This is a genomic window from Trichocoleus sp. DQ-U1 (assembly GCF_039961925.1).
Taxonomy (GTDB): Bacteria; Cyanobacteriota; Cyanobacteriia; order Cyanobacteriales; family FACHB-T130; genus FACHB-T130.
Map to the genome: position 1 here is coordinate 1 of NZ_JAMPKB010000088.1, position 20637 is coordinate 20637.

23 protein-coding genes and 1 pseudogene are annotated in these 20637 nt (G+C 46.8%); 10 read left to right on the forward strand and 14 right to left on the reverse strand.

Going from position 1 to position 20637, the window contains the following annotated elements; all coding sequences use genetic code 11:
• Positions 1 to 413, forward strand: a 413-nt coding sequence (locus tag NDI34_RS24040) for an N-acetyltransferase (protein ID WP_348234058.1), incomplete at its 5' end; no start/stop codon positions are given.
• 122 nt (positions 414 to 535) lie between these two features.
• Positions 536 to 1498 carry an aldo/keto reductase gene (locus NDI34_RS24045; RefSeq protein ID WP_348234059.1) on the forward strand — a complete coding sequence of 321 codons (963 nt, stop codon included), beginning with the start codon at positions 536 to 538 and terminating at the stop codon, positions 1496 to 1498.
• Positions 1499 to 1545: 47 nt separating this feature from the next.
• On the opposite strand, the gene NDI34_RS24050 is transcribed toward NDI34_RS24045, so the two are convergent.
• Positions 1546 to 1821, reverse strand: a complete 276-nt coding sequence (locus NDI34_RS24050) for a hypothetical protein (protein WP_190689629.1) — start codon at positions 1819 to 1821, stop codon at positions 1546 to 1548.
• Between the two features lie 271 nt (positions 1822 to 2092).
• On the opposite strand from NDI34_RS24050, the gene NDI34_RS24055 reads away from it, so the two are divergent.
• The 5 genes from NDI34_RS24055 (at position 2093) to NDI34_RS24075 (ending at position 5978) form a co-directional block, all read left to right on the forward strand.
• On the forward strand, positions 2093 to 2332 hold the full coding sequence (locus NDI34_RS24055; protein ID WP_190436200.1) for a hypothetical protein: 240 nt from the start codon (positions 2093 to 2095) through the stop codon (positions 2330 to 2332).
• Positions 2333 to 2716: 384 nt separating this feature from the next.
• A complete protein-coding gene (locus tag NDI34_RS24060; protein WP_348234060.1) occupies positions 2717 to 2920 on the forward strand; it encodes a hypothetical protein in 204 nt (67 codons plus the stop codon).
• A 363-nt stretch (positions 2921 to 3283) separates the two neighbouring features.
• Entirely contained in the window at positions 3284 to 3490 is a 207-nt protein-coding gene (locus tag NDI34_RS24065) for a chlorophyll a/b-binding protein (protein ID WP_190413854.1), read from the forward strand.
• Between the two features lie 98 nt (positions 3491 to 3588).
• Complete coding sequence (locus NDI34_RS24070; protein WP_190413853.1) at positions 3589 to 4059, forward strand: DUF4383 domain-containing protein; 471 nt, start codon at positions 3589 to 3591, stop codon at positions 4057 to 4059.
• Positions 4060 to 4346: 287 nt separating this feature from the next.
• Positions 4347 to 5978 (forward strand): FAD-dependent oxidoreductase, encoded by a 1632-nt coding sequence (locus tag NDI34_RS24075; protein ID WP_348234061.1) that lies wholly within the window; start codon positions 4347 to 4349, stop codon positions 5976 to 5978.
• A gap of 105 nt (positions 5979 to 6083) precedes the next feature.
• Here the strand turns inward: NDI34_RS24075 and NDI34_RS24080 are convergent, their stop codons facing one another.
• The 3 genes from NDI34_RS24080 to NDI34_RS24090 form a co-directional block, all read right to left on the reverse strand.
• Positions 6084 to 6329: a hypothetical protein gene (locus NDI34_RS24080; protein WP_348234062.1), complete on the reverse strand. Its 246-nt coding sequence runs from the start codon at positions 6327 to 6329 to the stop codon at positions 6084 to 6086.
• Positions 6330 to 6344: 15 nt separating this feature from the next.
• On the reverse strand, positions 6345 to 6881 hold the full coding sequence (locus NDI34_RS24085) for an HAD-IIIA family hydrolase (RefSeq protein ID WP_348234063.1): 537 nt from the start codon (positions 6879 to 6881) through the stop codon (positions 6345 to 6347).
• Between the two features lie 744 nt (positions 6882 to 7625).
• A complete protein-coding gene (locus NDI34_RS24090) occupies positions 7626 to 8342 on the reverse strand; it encodes a Crp/Fnr family transcriptional regulator (RefSeq protein WP_348234064.1) in 717 nt (238 codons plus the stop codon).
• A gap of 92 nt (positions 8343 to 8434) precedes the next feature.
• On the opposite strand from NDI34_RS24090, the gene NDI34_RS24095 reads away from it, so the two are divergent.
• Positions 8435 to 8647 (forward strand): hypothetical protein, encoded by a 213-nt coding sequence (locus NDI34_RS24095; RefSeq protein ID WP_190678185.1) that lies wholly within the window; start codon positions 8435 to 8437, stop codon positions 8645 to 8647.
• 146 nt (positions 8648 to 8793) lie between these two features.
• Here the strand turns inward: NDI34_RS24095 and phaC are convergent, their stop codons facing one another.
• The 3 genes from phaC to NDI34_RS24110 form a co-directional block, all read right to left on the reverse strand.
• Positions 8794 to 9846 carry a class III poly(R)-hydroxyalkanoic acid synthase subunit PhaC gene (gene phaC, locus NDI34_RS24100; RefSeq protein WP_348234065.1) on the reverse strand — a complete coding sequence of 351 codons (1053 nt, stop codon included), beginning with the start codon at positions 9844 to 9846 and terminating at the stop codon, positions 8794 to 8796.
• A gap of 7 nt (positions 9847 to 9853) precedes the next feature.
• Positions 9854 to 10768, reverse strand: a complete 915-nt coding sequence (phaE, locus tag NDI34_RS24105; RefSeq protein ID WP_348234066.1) for a class III poly(R)-hydroxyalkanoic acid synthase subunit PhaE — start codon at positions 10766 to 10768, stop codon at positions 9854 to 9856.
• Between the two features lie 115 nt (positions 10769 to 10883).
• Positions 10884 to 11021 (reverse strand): hypothetical protein, encoded by a 138-nt coding sequence (locus tag NDI34_RS24110; RefSeq protein WP_348234067.1) that lies wholly within the window; start codon positions 11019 to 11021, stop codon positions 10884 to 10886.
• A 288-nt stretch (positions 11022 to 11309) separates the two neighbouring features.
• Here NDI34_RS24110 and NDI34_RS24115 point away from each other — a divergent pair, with 288 nt between their 5' ends.
• Both NDI34_RS24115 and NDI34_RS24120 read left to right on the forward strand, forming a co-directional pair.
• Positions 11310 to 11900 (forward strand): sigma-70 family RNA polymerase sigma factor, encoded by a 591-nt coding sequence (locus NDI34_RS24115; RefSeq protein WP_190413845.1) that lies wholly within the window; start codon positions 11310 to 11312, stop codon positions 11898 to 11900.
• 7 nt (positions 11901 to 11907) lie between these two features.
• Positions 11908 to 12678, forward strand: a complete 771-nt coding sequence (locus tag NDI34_RS24120; RefSeq protein WP_190668216.1) for an anti-sigma factor — start codon at positions 11908 to 11910, stop codon at positions 12676 to 12678.
• 195 nt (positions 12679 to 12873) lie between these two features.
• On the opposite strand, the gene NDI34_RS24125 is transcribed toward NDI34_RS24120, so the two are convergent.
• From NDI34_RS24125 to NDI34_RS24155, 7 genes and pseudogenes are all read right to left on the reverse strand, one after another.
• Positions 12874 to 14151, reverse strand: coding sequence for a tetratricopeptide repeat protein (locus NDI34_RS24125; protein ID WP_348234068.1), 1278 nt, complete (start codon positions 14149 to 14151; stop codon positions 12874 to 12876).
• 110 nt (positions 14152 to 14261) lie between these two features.
• Positions 14262 to 15518, reverse strand: a complete 1257-nt coding sequence (locus NDI34_RS24130; RefSeq protein WP_348234069.1) for a tetratricopeptide repeat protein — start codon at positions 15516 to 15518, stop codon at positions 14262 to 14264.
• Entirely contained in the window at positions 15518 to 16864 is a 1347-nt protein-coding gene (locus NDI34_RS24135) for an AAA family ATPase (protein ID WP_348234070.1), read from the reverse strand. The genes NDI34_RS24130 and NDI34_RS24135 overlap by 1 nt, the downstream gene beginning before the upstream one ends.
• Positions 16865 to 16975: 111 nt before the next feature.
• Complete coding sequence (locus NDI34_RS24140; RefSeq protein ID WP_348234071.1) at positions 16976 to 18034, reverse strand: cysteine hydrolase family protein; 1059 nt, start codon at positions 18032 to 18034, stop codon at positions 16976 to 16978.
• Positions 17988 to 18995, reverse strand: coding sequence for a methylenetetrahydrofolate reductase (locus tag NDI34_RS24145; protein ID WP_348234072.1), 1008 nt, complete (start codon positions 18993 to 18995; stop codon positions 17988 to 17990). The genes NDI34_RS24140 and NDI34_RS24145 overlap by 47 nt, the downstream gene beginning before the upstream one ends.
• Positions 18996 to 19045: 50 nt before the next feature.
• Positions 19046 to 20053, reverse strand: coding sequence for a tryptophan--tRNA ligase (gene trpS, locus NDI34_RS24150; protein ID WP_348234073.1), 1008 nt, complete (start codon positions 20051 to 20053; stop codon positions 19046 to 19048).
• Positions 20054 to 20534: 481 nt separating this feature from the next.
• A pseudogene (locus tag NDI34_RS24155) lies at positions 20535 to 20637 on the reverse strand (IS630 family transposase); the annotation flags it as partial.

The following is a 20637-nucleotide window of genomic DNA, read 5'->3' on the forward strand; positions in this document are numbered from 1 at the left end:
ACACTGAGCAGTTGATTGTTGATGCCTTGCGTAACTCAGGGAACTTGACAGTTTCTCTCGTTGCCGAGGTGAATGGACAAATCGTTGGTCATGTTGCTGTGTCCCCGGTTTCCATTTCCGATGGGAGTCAGGATTGGTATGGACTCGGTCCGATCTCTGTCGCTCCGGAACATCAAGGCATTGGAATCGGGTCACAGCTTATGAAGCAGGCGTTGGCTACTCTACGCGAGCTTGGTGCAGGTGGATGTGTATTGCTTGGCGAACCAAAATACTACAACCGTTTTGGTTTCAGGAGCCAGCCAAATCTTGTTCTACCCGATGTCCCACCCGAATACTTCCAAGCGATTTCGTTCGGCGCACGGATACCCAGTGGAGTTGTCTCATTCCATGAGTCATTTAGCGTACAGAGCTAACAGTGCTATTACAAGATCCAGCTCTCGTGTGCCTCTAGCAAGATGTTATGAAATTTTCCTTGCGTTTGAATTTGCTCATAGCTATATGCACTTAAGCAATCGGTGACAGCCAAGGAGAACAGATGTCAGAAAGTACGCCAAACTCAGAAATGCTATATCGAACTCTCGGCAGTACAGGAGAGCGCGTTTCTGCGATCGGACTCGGTGGCTGGCACATCGGATTGAAGAACGTTGATGAGCAACTGGGTATCCGGATTGTTCGCGCTGCGATCGATCGTGGCATCACTTTTATGGATAACAGTTGGGATTACAACGGTGGAGTCAGCGAGATTCGCATGGGGAAAGCGCTCTTGCATGGCTACCGAGACAAAGTATTCCTGATGACGAAAATTGACGGTCGCTCCAAGAAAGAAGCTGCAAGACAGCTAGACGAATCACTGGAACGTCTGCAAGTTGATTGCATCGATCTCGTCCAGCACCACGAAATCCTTCGCTTCGAGGACCCGCATCGAGTTTTCGACCCAGAAGGGGCAAATGCCGCTTTGATAGAGGCGAGGGAAGCTGGCAAAGTCCGATATATTGGCTTCACCGGGCACAAAGACCCCCAGATTCATCTGCATATGCTGGAAGTTGCAGCCAGCTATGGGTTTAAGTTTGATGCGGCTCAGTTGCCGCTGAATGTGATGGATGCCCACTACCGAAGCTTTGCGAAGTTGGTTGTGCCAGAACTGGTTAAACAGGACATCGGCATTCTGGGGATGAAAAGCATGGCAAACGGGATTCTGTTACGGTCAAATACGGTAACGCCAATTGAGTGTCTGCACTATGCATTGAATCTGCCGACATCGGTTGTGATTACGGGAATTGACAGCATGGAGATTCTGGATCAGGCGTTTGAGGCGGTGCGGACATTTCAGCCAATGAATGACGAGCAGGTGCGATCGCTGTTAGCAAAAACGGCAGAAGCCGCATCGCGCGGCGAGTTTGAGCCATTCAAAACTTCATCAATTTTCGACAGCACTGCCCAGCATCTAGATTGGCTGGGAGAGGAACCACAGCGCATTCAGCAATTGATGCCAACGTGATCGAAGACGCGATCGCAAGTTTATTGCTATTTCTCAAGATCGCAACCCTACATCTGTTTCAGTAATGCAGACAATTTTGTGACTAGCCACTCCTGTTCAACGAGCCGTAATCTGGAGCCAATCATATAGTCTTGATAACGGGTACGGATGATACACAACCGCTCATGTTGATAGCGCAATAGCACCACATACCTCTCATCGAACAGTTCGATACGAAGAACATCGGACAGGGGTAGGTGTACCCAACGTCGGCGAAATGGGGTAAACAGTTGTAATCGCAACGCTTGAGGATCGATGACAATCTCTACAACCGTCCATTGCAAATGATAGCTTTTAGATCGACAGCTTTCATCAAAGCGGCTATTTTAAACACCTTCCTATAAGAATCACAATTTGCTTGATGGCAAGTCTTGCTTCTCGCTCAAATCAATAGCAAATGTTAACTCTAATTGTGCTTTATCATACTTTTTGGCTAATTACCCAGTAATATCTCCTATTAAATTAGTCATAGAGCCAGTCCTAACCGGAGATAGAAAACCCTTAATAAACTAAAGAATATCCTAGTAGAATACCCTGATTTATAAGGTGCAGTTTATGACAATAGAAAATCCTCAAGACAATCGGCAAGATGAGGTTAAATATGACCCTCAAGATAATCCTGGAAGCGAAACAACTGTACCAACCACAGAAGAGGGGGACACTCCGCTTGATGAGAGATATCGTATGACGAGTCAACAAGCCGATTCTGAAACCAGTCCCGGTGCGGAACCTGAAGCTCCAGGAGCTTCTCCTAAGGTGGTAGGCGCTCCGAATCAAGGAACTGATTCTCGTTAAAAAGATTAAAGATTCCTGAAAATTAGGCAAGTCTTTGATGAAAATGAACTGCTCGGCTCGGTTCTATCCCGCTGCTCCAAGGATTCTGGGTTGAGAGCTAGATTTAGCGATCGCAAAACCAAACACGTATGCGATCTCAGCTAACTTTGTAGGTTGGGTTGAGGGAAGAAACCCAACTCAAGGTTTGTCTGTTGAGTTTCGCCGCTCTATACAACGAACTGAAGTGCTAGTTGCTCTGACTGAAATGCTGCTTCTGGCTTGTGTATTTCGCCCTAGTTGTGGCTGATGGCGATCGCGAGTGAAGCTAGTGGAAGGGGAGAGGTTGATAACCACAGTAATTGTTCTAAGAGATTCACCGAGAAATTAGAAAAGAGTAATGCATCCATGCCGAATCAAGCAAGTGAGCCAAATCAAGAAGTTGGCGCATCTCAACAGGCTCAAGTTTTTGCATTCTCCGATGCAGGTGGAAGTGCTGTTTTAGATGCAAACATTGCAGCAGGAGTCAGCACAAACCCAGAGGGAGAAGCGATCGCTCATCCCATTGCTTCTAATTTCTCATCCACAACCAGGACCACAGGCGATGCCTAAACTGCTGGAGCTTCAACGATTGCAGGCTCTTATGCGGCAGATGGCGAGCAGTCGGAAAAAGGTCGGGTTAATCTTCACAACAATCCCGACGTACCCAGTAGCGATGCTCAAGGAACGCTACCCGATACTGACCCAATTCAACTTCCGATCGATCCTGAAGTCAACCATCCGGAATAAAAGTTCGGGCTTTTCTTCCAAATTTTATCAGTAAATAAGGATGCTTTTTCTTGTGCCGATATTAACAGTTGAACGTTACAAATCGAATCTTTAGATATAGGTAGAATTCAATCCTAACGGTAGACAATACCAGCAAATCTACTCGATAGCATGAAATCAAAACAACGTCATTGAGAACGATTCACTATGAAAAACTCAACCATCAATACTGCTAAAACCCCTACGGTCGCTCCAGCATATAACGGTTCCGATCGCAATGCCTGGATTTTTGGCTGGAACCCACAGCAAGAGCTATGGAACGGTCGCCTAGCAATGCTGGGTTTTGTTGCCTATCTTCTTTGGGATATGGCTGGTTATAGCGTTCTTCGGGATGTACTCCACCTCGTTCGCTAGAAGTTGAATGGTCAGTTAGAAGCTGTCTGTATTTCTCCAACAGCAGCAAAACACTTGTTTAGCCCACACCCAAAATTTTAAAAAACCAAAATACTGCCATGCAAACATCAACATCGCAAACATCAACATCTTCAGTTTCTTCAATTCGTTACGCTGCTCTAATCCTAGGTCTCCTTTTCTTGTCACTTGGCTTAGCTGGATTTATGCCTGGTTTTGTCACTCCTTCTGAGAACTTTACCTCCGAACCAGGTTTCGGCTATATATTCGGAGTATTCCCCACCAACTATTTTCATAATGCAATTGGCGTTTTAGTGGGTGTTTGGGGAATTGCGGCATTTACTAGCTTAAGCGGAGCAATTGTGTTCAATCGCATCTTCGCTATCCTTTATGCAGCAGGTGCTATTTTAGGATTGCTGCCCTTTGCAAATACGCTGTTTGGGCTTACACCACTTTTTGGAAATAATATCTGGCTCAATGCTCTAACTGCTGCGATCGCTTTCTACTTTGGATTTGTGAAGTCAGCAGAAATCGCTATGCCAAGTTCATCGAATGCTCAACCTAGCGCGTAACCAGAATACCTTCTCGAAGTAGAGACAGTGTTCTAATGCTTACGGCTGGAAATTATTTCATCTGCCCTCCTTGGCTTTGATTCTGTAATGCAAAAGTAGTCCTTGTGGGACTACTTTTTTTGCGCTGGTTTCAGTATCAATGCAAGAGATAGCTTTACGTCCTTGAATCACTCAACTGACGATCGCGCAACGTGTAACTTTAAGAAAGCCCCCGATAACAACGAGGGTTCTGAGTATAAAGTTGCACAGGACGTTAATTAATCTCTGCGTGAGGAGAAAAAGCTATCATGAGTCGTTCCCCACTCTTCGACAACTTAGCACGTGCTATCCGCATTGCTCGCTATTGCCAAGAGCAAAATATCTCCACCAACGAGGGAATTGAGCGAATTGCATCTCTAGAGGCATTGATGGCGGTACGGCGCACGAATCGGCGCGAATTTCTTACTGATATGGGCAAGCTGAGTGCGATCGGCGCGACAATAGGAGTAGGCTCAGGATTGCTTCACCGTACCCTCGCAGCTCCTGTACCAGCAAATGTAAAAGTTGGAATTGTGGGGGCTGGTTTAGCCGGACTTGCTTGCGGGTACGAACTGAAGAAAAACGGGATTAACGCTACCGTATTTGAAGCAAGCAATAGAACTGGCGGTCGCTGTTATTCTCTGGGAGGCGATTTTGCTGGGAATGTTAATTTTCCCGGTCAGGTTGTGGAAAGAGGCGGCGAGTTTATTGACAACTTGCACAAGACAATGCTGGGATACGTGCGGGAGTTTAACCTCAAGACAGAAGATTTATCAAAACAACCAGGAAAAGTTTTTTACTATTTCAACGGTCAGCGCTATTCAGAGTCAGTGGTTGTGGATGAATTCCGCAATTTTGTTGCCGCTATGCGTACCGACTTGCGATCGCTTTCTGCACAGCCCACCGCCGACAATTATACTGATGCTGACAAAAAGCTCGACTTGCTCAGTCTGCGAGACTATCTAGATAGCCGTAATGCCGGAAACCTAATCAAAGGTGTTATCAAAGCTGCTTATATTGCCGAGTACGGTTTAGAAATTGACCAGCAAAGCAGCCTCAGTTTTCTCTTTTTCATTCACGCCGACAAGCGCTCGAAGTTTACACCCTTTGGTGTCTTCAGCGACGAGCGCTATCACGTAATTGGCGGTAATGAGCAAATTGTTGAAGGTCTGCGTAACCGACTGCAAGGACAAATTAACTATAACAAGCAGTTAATAGGAGTTCGTTTTGATAGTGCAGGCAAAGTAGAATTAACATTTAATGATGCCTCATCTGCCAAATATGATGCAGTTGTCTTTGCGATTCCCTTCTCAACTTTGCGCCAAGTTGATTTAAAGGGTCTTCAACTGCCTGCCGAGAAACTATTTGCGATTAATAATTTGCGCTATGGAACCAACGCTAAGATGATGGTTGGCTTTAATAGTCGCCCTTGGGTTGCTCTTGGCAGTGACGGCTCATCCTATTCAGATTTATCAAATCATCAAAACACTTGGGAAACAAACCCACAAAATGCAACTAATAATAGAGCAGTGCTGACCGACTACTCTGGTGGAAATCGAGGCAAAAACATTAATCCTAATCAAGTTCAGCAGGAAGCAGGGGCTTTTCTCAACGACCTTAACCGCGTTTTTCCTGGCACTTTAAAGGCAGCCACACGCAACGGCAATAATTTTTTAGTGCATCTAGAACACTGGCCTTCTAACCCCCTATTCCAGGGCAGTTACACCTGCAATCACCCCGGTTATTTCACAACAATTGCAGGTAATGAAGGTAAACCGTTTAAAAATATTTACTTTGCTGGCGAACACGCTAACTCTTTTTACGAGTGGCAAGGTTTTATGGAAGGTGCTGCTTTATCAGGTATCGATGCTGCCAAGAGAATACTTAAGACTAGAGTTTGATGTTGCACAGGTCCAGTCCCATGCCCATTGAAAGGGTACACCTACTCGTTGGGCAGCTTGTTCATCTTTCGGGTGATCGCTTACATACAGCGAATTTTGCTGCGATCATACCTCCTGCTGTGCTTGAATTTCATCGAGCAACATCTCGTCAGAGTAGGATTTTTCCCATTCACCCTGAAGTTTGAGCCGCACCGACTGCGCGCCACCACTGGGCGTACAAACGACCCAGTAGGTATCCTCCTGCCCTTTAACCTGCGCCGCATCCCGGTTTTCTGCGTTGTTGTCAAGCCCAGAATAGGCTTGAATGCACGTCCAGGTAATGCCGTCGCTATCTGTAATCTCTCGTTCCATGAGTATCCTCTCTTGTTACCGTGCTTCTGTCAGGTTGGGAGCGATCGCTTCTTGATGTTGTGCGATCCAGTCCCATGCCCATTGAAAGGGTACACCTATTCGTTGGGCAGCTTGTTCGTCTTCGGGGCGATCGCCTACATACAGCGAATTTTGCGGAGTATGTTTGTGTCTGACCATTGCTAGCTGCAACATACCCGATTGCGGTTTGCGGTACTGTCCAGACCACTTGGTTTGGCTGTGGTTATGAACATTGTGATGAGTGACGCGGAAACATTTTTTACCCTCAAAGTCTGGGCAAAAGTAAATTTCTCTCAACTCAGGGAATAACTCAAGCGTGTATTGCTGTTCCTGGATGCACCGTTGCATAGACTTATGACCTGCGGCAACTCCACCTTGGTTGGTGATGCCAACAATAATCCAATCATCTTTGTAGGCGCGAATGGCAATATCAGCACCTTCAATAATGCGTTGATCTTTGGGATGTTGGAAGTATTGCTGTCCGCTGAGTGGTTCGCGGAGCGTGCCATCCATGTCTATTAGTAATAAGCCCATCGTTCCTTGATGAAATTCCCTGTGTTATCAGATATCTTAAGCTGCGATTCATTTTTTATCCTCTAGCTAATGGTATGCACTGAGTAAGAGCGATCGCCATATCAACCTATCTTCCAACTAAGTGAAATATTAAATTAATGTGTTATTCAAAATACAAAGGCGAGGGAAACTGTTTTTTATAAAATGTGATAATTCTCACGTTTGGTTCTCTATAACTTATCTATAAATCATTAGATAAATCATCCTAAAGATAAAGTTAGAAATCGATAATTTGCTATAGCGTTAACTTGAGTTAACGGAAGATGTGCGGCGCGAACTGCAATTCGTACTGGTTGATTCCGCTGAGGATGTATTGACAGCAACCCGATCGCCCGTAAAGCGAACAGAACTGATGTTGATTAGCTAAATCTTTTGAGCAAGGGGACGATTTAGTGAAAGCAATAGCCGGATTGGTTGCGAAGCCTACACCATACCTGTACTCAGGTTGGTGCAGGAGATGTCACCAAGAACTCACGGGCGAACAGTTACTCCACTGGGCAGGAAACTCATCTAACCGCAAGGTGGGATGCGAGCGCTGTACTGGGAGCTGTAGGGTTAGCGGTACTGGCGGTGTCAGTGTCTAACACCAGTAAGCTCATCTAGCCTAGACAGGTTGCGAGATAACGGCTTTCATGAACTTTCATCAATATTGAGCTGCGAGAGCAGCTAGAGAGAAGCGATCGCTTCTTCCTCTAACAACAACTCTCAACCGTTCTTAGTGCCTAGCAACCTAGCGTACTCGCCCTGGATGATTTGATAACACTCACACGAAACCGCTTCCAATTCTTCCCGATTCAGGATGGTAACTTTGCCACGAGTGTAGCGAATCAGTTCTGCCTGTTGAAGAGCGTTAGCCACCTCCGTGACACCCGCACGTCGTACACCCAGCATCTGGCTCATAAATTCATGAGTCATGGGCAACTCCTTTGACTCTACACGGTCACAGACGAGCAGCAGCCAACGAGCCAGTCTCCCCTCCAGATAATGGAGGCGATTGCAGGCAGCATTTTGGGAAACGAAGGCGTGCAGCGCCTGCATGTAGCGCAGTAGCAGACTTTGCAGTGAACCACCCCGCTGAAACTCGGTTTTCAGCACGCTTACCTTCATCCTCATGGCAGAGTCTGGTACCTGCACCATTGCGATTGTAGTGGCGATGTTATCTCCCAAAGCGGCGGGGAGACCGACCACTCCGTCATTTCCCACTAAGGCAACTTCGACCATCGAGCCATCTGCCATCGTGGTGAGGGAAGAAACGATTGCCCGATCGGGGAAATAGACGTATTTAATTGGTTCACCAACCTCGTAAAGGACTTGTTTAAAAGAGAGCGGGACGTGCTCTAGATTGGGAACAAGGCCTTGGTACTCAGCATCTGGCAGAGCAGCTAGCAGTTGATTGACTGGCTTGGGTGAGGCTTCGGACATCGGGTATTAGGAATGTTCTAGGGTTGAGCCGTTGCAAGAAACAACTGACGGCATCGGGAGAAGTATTTAGACCCTAGTCCGAATGTCTTGAGGTGTTAATTGACCAGGAACTGAAAACCTGGCTCATATATGCTAGCGAATTAAAATTCTGTGCCGCCTATACCGCTTGCGGTATAGGCGGCACAGACCTAAGAGGTGGGGGTGTGGAGGGTTGCGATCGCGCGATCGCCAGCTGCTGTAAAGCGTTAGCAAAGCCTTCCGAAAAGCGCTCCGCAAAGCTTATATATAGCGGTTCTCACTCTTAGTGCAATATACACTCGGAACCTCACCCCCATCCCCTCTCCGTAAACGGAGAGGGGAGAATATTGAACCCCTCTCCGTTCGCGGGGAGAGGCAGAGGTGGGGTTAAACCTTACTGCATCCAATAGAGAATTGCTAGATGCCAACTGTTCTAAACTCGCGCCTTCAGCCAATCAACAATCGTGGGAGGAAGGTCTCGCTGCACCTTACTGCTCACATACATCCCGATATGCCCGACTGGGAAGGAGCGCACGGTATAGTCTTCGCTCCCGATATACTTCTCAAGAGCCAAGGAAGAAGCCGAGGGAACTAGATGATCTTGCTCGGCATAAATGTTCAAAACTGGGATGCAAATCTTCTCCAGATTTACTCGCTTCTTGCCAATCTCGATCTCGCCTTTGATGAGTTTGTTTCCCTGGTAGAAATCCTTCATAAACTGTCGATAAGCTTCCCCAGCTTGGTCAGGACTATCAAAAATCCACTTTTCCATGCGGAGAAAGTTGAGCAACTTGTCCTCATCGATAGTATCCAGAAACTCAATATACTTCTGAATTCCTAACTGAAATGGCTTTAGCATCAAGAACTCTAAATTCATGAAGTCGCCAGGGATATTACCCAGAGTATCTACCATTAAATCCACATCCAGAGCTTGTGACCCCAGAGTGCTTCCACCCCAAACATTGAGCAGTCCCTCATGGGTGTGAAAATCCACTGGAGTGACCATAGTAATTAGGTTTTTCACCTTCTCCGGGTAAATGGAACTGTAGCAGAGACTGAAAGCGCCTCCCTGACAAATTCCTAACAGGTTGATTTGCTCTAGATTGTAGCGATCGCGTACTACGTCCACACAGTTATTGATATAACCATTGATGTAGTCGTCAAGGGTCAAAAAGCGATCGCCTCGACTCGGATATCCCCAGTCAATCAGATAAACATCCATACCAAGCTTGAGCAAGTTAGCAACAAGCGATCGCCCTTCCTGTAAATCGACGATGTAGGGACGGTTAACGAGAGCGTAAACAATCAGGATGGGGATGTTCAGTGAAGGCTCCACCTTGGGAGTGAAGCGGTACAGCACCACCTTATCTTCGCGGTAAACCTCTTCCTTGGGTGTCACCCCAATCTGAATGTCCTCCTCGCGCAGGTGACTTAAGTTATGGGCACCCTTAAACAGTTTTTCGGTTAGCTCGGTAAACTCGTGCATTGCATCCTCAAGACACTTCGCGGCGTTGGGATTGTGCTAAAGCTTTTTTCAGGCTTTTAATTTCCTTCCGCAGTTCGTAGATGCTGTGGTGCATCTCATCGACTTCGCTGCGAGTTGGCAAGTCATTCATCTTCAGAAACACTTCCATCAGCTGTTGCTGGTGGAGCCTGTAGGTCATGGCTGCATTCAAGAACTTACCCTGGATCTGAAGGGCATTTTCTGAACGGAACGTCTGTGCGAATGCTTGGTCAAATACCTTACTCCAAACTTGCTGAAACTGCCGCCAGTTCTGAAGCGTTTCGCCTTTTTCCTGGGAAGATGCCAATCGCACCAGATGCTCAAAGGCTCTCATCCAAACATCGATCAGCACTAACTGATAGTCAAAGCTTGCTTTATAGAAATTTGTCCAGGCATCAAAGCTTTTCAGCAGTTTATTGTTGAACTCACGGGTATATCCCAGGCTTGGGCTTAAAAGAAAGTTGCCAAAGGTCTGTTGATAGTCCCAGTAGAGGTTGGTGGACGGCGACGTTGCATTGTCGCCGCTCATCGCCTGAGTCGCCATCTCTAGTGGTTGCCGCAGTGGTTCTGCCCAAAATTGACCTAAGTTTTGCAGATTCTTTTCGTAGATTTGCCACAAATCAGCGTAATTGTTGAAGACGGGTTGCCAATCCTTGCCCAATTCAACCAAAAAATTTCTGTCCTTACTGGAGCTGGTCAATCTCTCCAGGAAACGCACAAAGACCGCCTGAGTGTCCAAAAGCGGCTGGGCGTCCTTGACCTCTGCGCGAGCATTGACGAGTGTTTCCGGAGTTGTAACAGACCTCATGAGATCGAACCAGCTTTTCCACATTTTCTCCGTCTCAACCCATATATTCACCAGCTTCTCGGATTGCTCTAGCCAGGGAGTATCGTTTCTTTCCATTGCCTTTACTCAACGATTGGTGACATTAATGGGCAATCATCTGAATTCCTTGTACTTTTAGCTCAAGATGGATTCCCCAGATGTATACCAAAAGAGGTTGAAGTAAATAAAACTGCTAGTAAGGCTTTGCCTGGTTTTCTGGCATGATGAACCAACTCAAAAAAGCCCAGAAACCAAGGCGGTATGTCTTGGAAGCTTGGATGCGATCGCATCCAAGAGCGCAGTCAGCACCCCAGCGATTGTCCAGAACCATTCCATTCGATGCTCCTCAAAAACTCAAAGCTTGCTCGGCGACATAATTAAGTAGAAACCTCATTGACAAATTAACAGTATTTTCAAATCTTATGATTTTACTAAGATTTTGGATTCCAATACTCGTAGAATTACGGAGGCGTTCAGCGGTTTTGTTGAAATAAATCCAATTAATCTTTTAGATCGTATTAAAGAAAAAGAGAATTTATCTCCTGTGAGAGATGCAGAGCAATCAAGTCCTGCAATTGACTCTGAAGAGTGATTGGCTTAGACCTACTCTCCAGAACGCATGCATCCTGACTCTCTCGATGGCAAATCAACAAATACAACGCCCCGGATGGATACAGAGCTATTTCAAGCACTTAAAGCTGGTCAATCCTCTGCTCTGGGCACTCTCTACGACCGCTATGGCGCTCTTGTCTATGGGTTAGCATTAAAAATTTTGCAAAATCCCCAAGAAGCAGAAGACCTCACTCAAGAGATTTTTCTGCATCTGTGGCGTACTAATACTTACGATCCCGCTCGTGGTTCTCTTAGCAGCTTTTTAACTGTAATGACGCGATCGCGTGCGATTGACAAACTTCGCTCTCGTGGCACCACCCACAAATTTCTAGAGCGTTGGCGTCAAACAATGACGACTGAAATCAGCTCTGCAAGCCCTTTTGAGCAAGCTTCGTTAGGAGAGCGATCGCAGCAAGTTCGGGACGCCTTGGCGCAACTTTCAGAAAATCAGCGTCAAATCTTAGAAATGTCCTATTACCAGGGTCTCAGTCAATCGGAAATTGCGGCTCAACTAAATATCCCCTTAGGGACGGTCAAAACTCGCGCTCGTCAGGGACTACTGAAATTGAGGCAAACGTTACAAGATTTTCTAAAATAGTTGCACCATGACCGAACCTTTAAATCCCGAAAACTTAGAAGAATTAATGGCAGGTTATGTCCTCGGCGATCTTAGCGCTGAAGAAGCGGAGGAATTTAGGCAAATTCTCGAAAAAAATCCGCACCTGGCTGAAGAAGTGAGTCGTTTGCAGGCATCGCTTGAACTCTTGCCCTACGCCCTTCCTGAAGTCACACCTCCCCCACATCTGCGTTCGACGATTCTGGAAGCTGCCAATCCGACAGTTAACCCCGAACCCGCTCCAAAACAGGTTTCTTTTCCTTGGAGCAAACTTTTTGCTAGTTTGGTAGCACTGTTAGCCCTAGCTTTGGCTTTTGACAATTATCGTCTGCGCCAAAATCTAAAGATAGTGCAGTCTCGTCTGCGGCAAGAACTTCAAACGGTGCAGGCTCAGAAAGATGCCCTTGAGGTTCTACAACAGCGGAATACCCGCTTATATACGCTCACAGGTACAGAAAAAGCAAATACAGCGTCTGGAAGTATTCTCGTTAATCTGGACGAACAAAAAGCGGTAATCGCCTTTCAAAATCTTCCGGCTGTCCCATCTGGTCAAATTTATCGACTTTGGGCAATTGTTGACGAGAAAAAGATACCTTGTGCAAATTTTGGGGCAAGTCAGGGGGGAACTGTTTTAGAGCAGATTTCCATTCCCGTCGGTGCTTGTGGTGCTACAACCTCAACCTTAGCTGTTACCTTAGAACCCTCTAGCCTACCTCCGCAGCCAGTCGGTCCCGCAGTTATGGTCGAAAGTAGTTTGTAGCAGAGGGGAAGCAACGAGCGCTGGAATATTCGGAGAGATTTTAAAAGTGTTGAGCTTAAAAGTGTTGAGCTTAAAAGTGTTGAGCTTAAAAGTGTTGAGCAAATATTTTTAACCTTTTAACCGCTCTAAAAACCTATGGGGAATACCTTTGAGAAGGGTTTTCAGGTAAAGAAAACATACTTGAGATGCTCGCACTCACTGCTTTGTTTTGACGCCCATCAGTACAGTTGCCAACCAGCTTGAAAGTATCGAACCAAGCCAGAAAAAAGCTAGGGAAATTCCGGCAAACTGAACGCCAATTTCTCCCAGAGGCGGCTCGGCTAATGATAGACCAATAGCCGCCAGCCATGCGATCGCTAAAAGGATCGTGTAGGTTGCCATGAACTGTCTGGGCCATCCTGCCGGACAATTTAACATCGCGGTTATCGGTAGCAACAAGAGTCCTAGTGAGAGGGCGACGATGAGGATGTTGGTGTTTTTAGTCACCAACCACAAACCAATTGCCATTAAGATGCTTAGAAATACTGCCCCGACTAAATTTGAGTTCTTAACCTCTTGTTCGGAAAGAGTTAATCGCCCGAAGCGGTCAAACCGGAGTAATAAGGTGAATAAGGGGTCAGCAATCCAGGTAAGCAAGACAAACAGACAGTAGGCAATCACTACGAACCACAGCAAAGGGTTAAAGCTAGTTGCAGCGACGCCGCTCACTAGCAGGCGGAAGGCAAAGTACAAGCCGATACTGAAGGCTAATCGAGAGCCGTTACTCAGCCTAGAACTCCACAAGAAGTAGCGCAGCATCAGCCTGTAGAGCGGGTTCTTTGCCTTGAGCGCTTCGACGATTCCCTGTCGCGCCCACTCAAAGGTTGGTTGAAGCCGTAGTGCTTCGCGGAAACACTCTAACGCTTTAGCGGGATATCCTCCCTGCGCCAGGAGTATCCAGCCGCGGTTGGCATAGCTTCCTGCATATTCTGGGTCAAGCGCGATCGCACTCTCAATCACCGCCTGAGCTTCTGGTAAGCGACCGAGTTGCATCAGACACATCGCTCGGTAATTTAGGCACTCCACATCCTCTGGGTCAACGACAAGCCCTTGGGTTGCCGCTTCAAGTGCTGAGTGCCAAAGCTGTAGATTATATCGGATGCGCGAGAGTAGGGCGAAGTAGCTGGGGTTATCAGGACTCAGCCGCAAAGCCTCTTTGAGTACCGTTTCCGCTTCTAGAAGCTGGTTGTAATCGCACAGAATATAGGCTAGGACGTAGTGAGCGTACCCCCAATCGGGAGCCAAGCGAATCGCTCGCTGAGCCATCTGGGTGGCTTCCGAGTACATTTGGCGATAATTCAAGCACAGGGCGAGCAGAGTATGCGCGATCGCGCTATCTGGCTCCATTGCCAGTTCCTGTCGCAGTTCTTTCTCTGCCATTTCATACCGCGACTGCTCAATCAGCAGCTGTGCCCGCTCCAAATGTATGCCCATCAGAGTTTCAGATATTTCAGGATGTCATCTCAGGATGTCGTCGTACAAACTGCTCTTATTCGCATATAAGGCATCATTACGAGCAGTCAAAAACCATTCTTTTTCAGGCACTACTTTAACTTGGGAGAGCTTCTTCTGCTCAAAGAAAAGGAAAAAAGCGTTCCCAATGCGAGAACGATGAACCAAGTCAACCAGAACCAAACGTCAACACTTACAAAAGGTAGCCCTGGTAATGGAAGAACTAGCCCTGCCAGCCCAACTAACCCCATGATGGTTGTATATCCCACCATGAGGTTGCTGTGCCACCCTGCTGAAGATCGGAATGTTGCCGATACAGGCAGAAGCAACAATCCGAATAAAACGGGAGCAAACAGAGTTTTAGAATTTCCGGTCATTAACCACAAATAAAATGCGCTTACTATTGCCCAAACTAAAGTCGTGAGCCAATAGGATTGCTTAAACTTCAATTCGAGTAATAGGGTTATCAAGAGGTCTACAAACCAAGGCAAAAAGATTAACCAAAACAAAACAATCAGCGCTAACCAAATCAAAGGATTGGGATTAGTTGCAGCAAGATTCAGCAATATACGGAATCCCAAACACAAGCAGGCAAAGAAGCCCAACAAAGCTTTCCCGCTCAAAAATCTGCCTAGTTGTAAACGACGGTACGGGAATATTACACACCTGTAAACTGGTCTGTATAGTGGGTTTTTTAACTTGATCGCTTGGATGAGTCCATCCTGTGCAGATTCCAAATTGGGGTTGAGTCGGAGTGCTTGGCGGAAATACTCCCAAGCTTTCGTGGGGCTTCCTTCCCGATTCAGTATCATCCATCCCAAGTTGTTGTAGTTAAGGGCATTCTCCGGGTCAAGCGCGATCGCTTGCTCAGTCGTAGCGATTGCCTCCTCTGTTCGACCCAACTCGAATAGGGCAATCCCTTTGTTATTCAAACAGTCAACATTCTCTGGCTCTATGTTAAGCCCCTGCGTCGCTGCTTCTAGTGCCTCCTGCCATCGCTTTTGTTTAACTCGAATGTTTGATAGTAGGATGAAATGGTTGGCATTTTCAGGATTTAGGCGAATTGCCTCTTTGGTTACGTTCTCAGCTGCCAGAAGCTGATTGCGATCGCAGAGAATCCAACCCAGAACGTAATAACCATTCTCCCAATCTGGTGCCAGCTTAATTGCTTGCTCAGCTTCTTTTATTGCTTCCTCGTACTTCTTGAGAAACCTCAAGCACCAACCTAGCCACGCATAAGCCTGGGCGCTATCTGGATCGACTGCTAATTCCTGCTGCAATTCCTGCGCCGCCATCTCATAACGCGATTGAGCCATGAGGATTTCGGCACGCTCCAAATGTACGCCCATCAGAGTTTCAGATATTTCAGGATGTCATCGTACAAACCGCTCTCATTCGCATACAAGGCATAATTACGAGCCGTTGAAAACCATTCTTTTGTCGAAGGTTTCACGCTTCCTGCCGCCGAGGCTAAATCTTTGGTACTCAGTGGCTTCGGGATACCAGCTTTCATTGCTTCTGCTAACTTCCTTTCTACTGCCACATCCACCACTGCCATTAAGTCTGCGCCTGAATAATTCTCAGTTTTCTTGGCTAAGTGGTTGTAGTCAATATCCTCCACTGGCTTACCCCGACACAGCAAGCGCAAAATCGCCGCCCTTGCTTCTGCATCAGGCGGTGGTACAAACAAGATGCGGTCAAAACGACCCGGACGACGGAAGGCTGAGTCTAAGTGCCAAGGAGCGTTCGTTGCAGCTAGGATTAATACCCCTTCATTAGAACTTCTTACGCCGTCTAATTCTGACAGGAATTGGTTAATTACCATGCGGCTAGAATTTTGTCGCAAGTCCGCACGGCTGGCAGCTAAAGCATCAACTTCATCAAAAAATAATACACAAGGTTGGTTGCGTCTAGCTTGTTCAAAAAGGTCGTGCAAATTGCGTTCGCTGTTGCCCAACCACATATCTAATACATCGTTAATTCCGACAGAAAGGAAACTAGAATTAATTTCGCCAGCTGTCGCACGAGCCAGATAAGTTTTACCGCAACCTGGAGGGCCGTACATTAAAATTCCGCCCCCAATTGCCTTTCCGTAAGCTTTGTACAGTTCCGGCTGTTTCAGGGGATAAATAATTTTCATCCGAATTTCGTCTTTGACCGCTTCCATACCGCCAACATCTCGGAATCCGATCGCGGGTTTTTCGACTGGAGTATCTTCTTCTGAGTTTGGAAAGTCTCCCACCCCTGCCCGAATTTTCCCGTCTACGACCTCTTGAACGTCCTCCTGTGCCCCAATTCCCAACCTTTCGGCAAAATCAGCATCTTTGACAGCCGGATCGGCTTCGACTGCCCTGCGATACTGACGGACAGCTTGTTCTACAGCCCCCGTGTTGAGAAGAAGACGCGCATGAAGCAGAAAAGCACCCGCTGGACAATCCAAGCGCTTTATTTGATCTTCCACAATTACCAGCGCTTGGGGATGTTTTCCTTGTTGATAGAAGGCACGAGCTAACCCCAATTTCAACTGCTGATTTTCGGGCGATCGCGCTAAGGCGAGGCGGTATTCTTGCTCGGCTTCCTCTGCCTGACCCTGGCTCAAAAGTGTCTCTGCAAGATGTTGTCGCAAGGGTACATTATCCGGAGAAAATCGGAGAGCCTCACGCAGTGCCTGAATTGCATCGTTGCTGCTAGTCATTGGTAATTGGTAAGGGGTGATTGGCGATTGGTGAATGGTAATTGGTAATAATTTTTAAGGTTTAATTTTCAGCTTAAAAAACTCTCTTGTTACTCAAAACTCAAAACTCACTTACCCATTCCCAATTTTAGGAAAGTCAGTCCAGGTTTCTAGGGGTTGAGTGGATTGAACCAGATGCATTCCTGCTGCGGCAAATCTAGCAAAAGCTTCTTCTGCTCCATCCGTGTAATCCACCACTCCAGGAACGACAACAGGTGAGGTGCAATCTTCTAGCAAGTACACCTTTTTCGCAAGATTAGCGTCTTTTGCGGTTATTTCTGATAACAAATCATCAATTGTCCAAGCAACGCAGTGACTCTTGGCTTGACCAGCAATAATCACCGCATCAAACGCGAGTAACTGTTGAATCAAGCTGGTATTTTTCTGAGCAATCGGGCGTCCATTTGTACTTTCCAAAACTTCCGCCCGGAGGACAGAATAATTTTCAGTTAAAGGATTGTCGCCTTTAATTTCAAACTGCGTTTGGCTATTCCGGGCAATACAGTGGAAAAAGAGTGCCTCTTCTACCGCTGACACCAAAGCGTGACCAATTCCACCCAGCATGGAATGATAAGGCCACACTGTCAGCGGATACTTCCCGGCTTCACTCAAATGTTTGACATAATGCAAAGCGTGTGAGGAAAGTTCGGCGTAATCGACACTAGCAATTCCAGCAACGGCTGGATTCACCTTCCACACGCCTTGGTGAACATCCTCCGGTGTAATCATCGTGACGGCGGCGGTGGGATGTTCTCCGGCGTTGTTAATCCAGAAGATGGGGTGGAAAATTTGCATTGCCGTGTGAGTATCCATTGTGGGAGCGATCGCGCTAATGACTCCCAAATTCCGATAAATAAATTCACTCAGCCGCCGATTATCTTCTACCGCACCCGTACCCGTTCTCCCACCGACAAATAATTCAAAATCGGGGATGCAAAACGTATTCTGGACATCGATTAACAATAGGCAAATGCGAGTTTTGTCCTCAGCCGCCGCTGAAATCTGATGCTTTTTCGCCCACTCTCTCGCATCCGCTGCCCGTTGCTGATAAGGCACCCGCCAGACTTCCCCGACCTTTTTGGCATCAAAGTGAGGCGGAATCGGCAACTGCTTTGTTGTTTGTGTGTTCATTATTTTCTCCTGCTGTCGCCACCGGAGTCAGCGGTGGAATTCCGGCTAAATCGAGGATTTGCGAAATCAAATCTTCTCGTTTCACTGCCATCATATGAACCCCTTGGCAGAGTTGACGAGCTAATTTGACTTGTTCGGCGGCAATTAACATCCCTTCTTGCAAGGGATCTGAAGCAGCGGCGAGTCTATCAATAATGTGGTCGGGAATATTTACTCCAGGTACGCATCGATTGATAAATTGGGCATTCTTAGCAGATTTAAGCAGAAAAATTCCTGCCAAAATTGGCTTTCCACAACCAGCCGCGATTTGATCCATAAATTTTTCTAGCCGGTCAAAATCGCAAATTAGCTGACTTTGGAAAAACTGCGCCCCTGCTGCTAATTTCCGCTCAAATCGACTTTGCAACCCCGACCAGCTAGCCAATTGCGGATCGATAGCCGCACCCACGAACAAGTCAGTCGCCCCATCACTCAAGGGTTTGTCGTTCCAGTCGAAGCCGAGATTCATTTTTTTGATTAATCCCAGCAACCGCACGGATTCTAGGTCAAATACACTCTTGGCATCGGCATGATCTCCAGCTTTTACAGGATCGCCAGTCAAAGCTAAGATATTGCGAATTCCCAACGCATGGGCACCCATCAAGTCAGCTTGCAATCCGATGCGGTTGCGATCGCGACAAGCAATCTGGCAAATCGGCTCGATTCCATGCTGGAGCAATATCACCGAAGCCGCCATTGAACACATCCGCAACACTGCCCGACTGCCATCGGTAATATTGACCGCATGAACCCGACCTTCGAGGGTTTTCGCCATTTTCAGCATCTCGGAAGGATCGCCGCCCTTGGGAGGGGCAACCTCGGCAGTCACTAAAAATTCACCCGATTCGGCAGCAGTACGCAAATTGGTCTTGTAGGGGCGGGGTTCCCGCGTTCCTGCTGAATTTTGAATTAAATAACTCATTCTGAAGCATCAATCACTAATCGCTTCCATCCTTGATAACTTATATCTGGTTAAAGGGGAACCGAATAACCGAGGGCAGCTTTCACTTGGGCGAGAGTAACGGACGCGATCGCTTCCGCTTTCTGTCTGCCATCCCGCAACACGGACTCCAAATAGCCTTTGTCATCCATCACCGCTTGATACTTTTCCTGAATCGGTTTCAGGGCGTTAATCGTGGTTTCCGTCAGCAAGGGCTTAAATTGTCCCCACCCCATATCCTGACACTCGGCTGCGACTTCTTCCTTTGTCTTGCTCGAAAGCACCATGTATAGCGTCAGCAAATTTCGGGCTTCGGGTCGTTCCGAATCATTAAAAGTTAGACCGCGCACTGAGTCAGTTTTGCAGCGTTTAATCTTATTTTGGATTTGCTCTGGGGTATCGAGCAGGTTAATTCGGCTCATGTCCGAAGGATCGGATTTCGACATCTTCCGAGTGCCATCCGTCAGACTCATTACTCTAGCACCCTCAGTCCGAATCAGCGGCTCTGGCAGTTTCAGCACCGGCTTTTCCCGGCAAAATTGGTAATTAAACCGATTCGCAATATCGCGGGTTAATTCTAGGTGCTGCTTCTGGTCTTCTCCCACCGGCACTTTATCCGCCTGGTAGAGCAAAATATCTGCCGCCATCAGCACTGGATAGTCTAGCAAGCCAGTATTGACATTTTCCCCCTGCTTAACTGCCTTTTCCTTGAACTGGATCATATCTTCCAGCCAGTTAAGGGGAGTAATACAGTTAAGCAGCCAAGTCAGTTCGCTGTGAGCCGGGATGTGGGATTGCACGAAAATACTGGAATACTGCAAATCGATCCCACAAGCCAAATACAAAGCAGCAATTTTATAAGTATTTTCAGCCAAGGTGCTGGCATCGTGCGGCGCGGTAATCGCGTGCAAATCCACCACACAGAAGTAATTTTCGTACTGACTCTGCCCTTCTACCCAGTTGCGAATCGCTCCCAAGTAGTTACCTAGATGCAGATTACCCGTTGGTTGAACCCCAGAGAGAACGCGCTGCTTAACCATGAATTTCAATTTAGCTATCTAGAAGCGCAGCAGGGAATAGCTGCGTTAACAAAACTTATCTATCTAGTTTGCCATTTTCTGGCATCATCGCGGCGTTATTTTAGGCGTTATTTTAATAGCCCAGAGGCAAAGGAGCGATCGCGTCTTTTGCAATTATTCGGTATTTAAACGCTCCACTTTACCCATAATCAGTTTTCTGCTGGGATGGAAAATAACCAACCATGCTCAGAATGCGATCGCGCTTTTCATCGGTTTTGTTGATTGCACAACGTAGCTAGCTTAAATGTTTAGATTTTCAGCTATGAATTCCCTGCGAGTTATCTCTTGATGATTTTCTCATCGTAGTCAATATAGAAGAAATTGATTATTTCTGCAAAAAATAGGCGATTAGATGGCAATTGTAAATATTTTTCTGAAGTAATTCACTAGAGTTTGGCTGGCAGAATTTCATCTAGATTGGTAGTGTAGTAGTCATAAGTGCTTAAGCAAAATTAATTACATATTCGGTTCCGACTTTTTTTAGCACATTTTTGACATACTTTACTAAACTTTTCCAGTCCCGATAAGCCTCTATCTCTATCCAT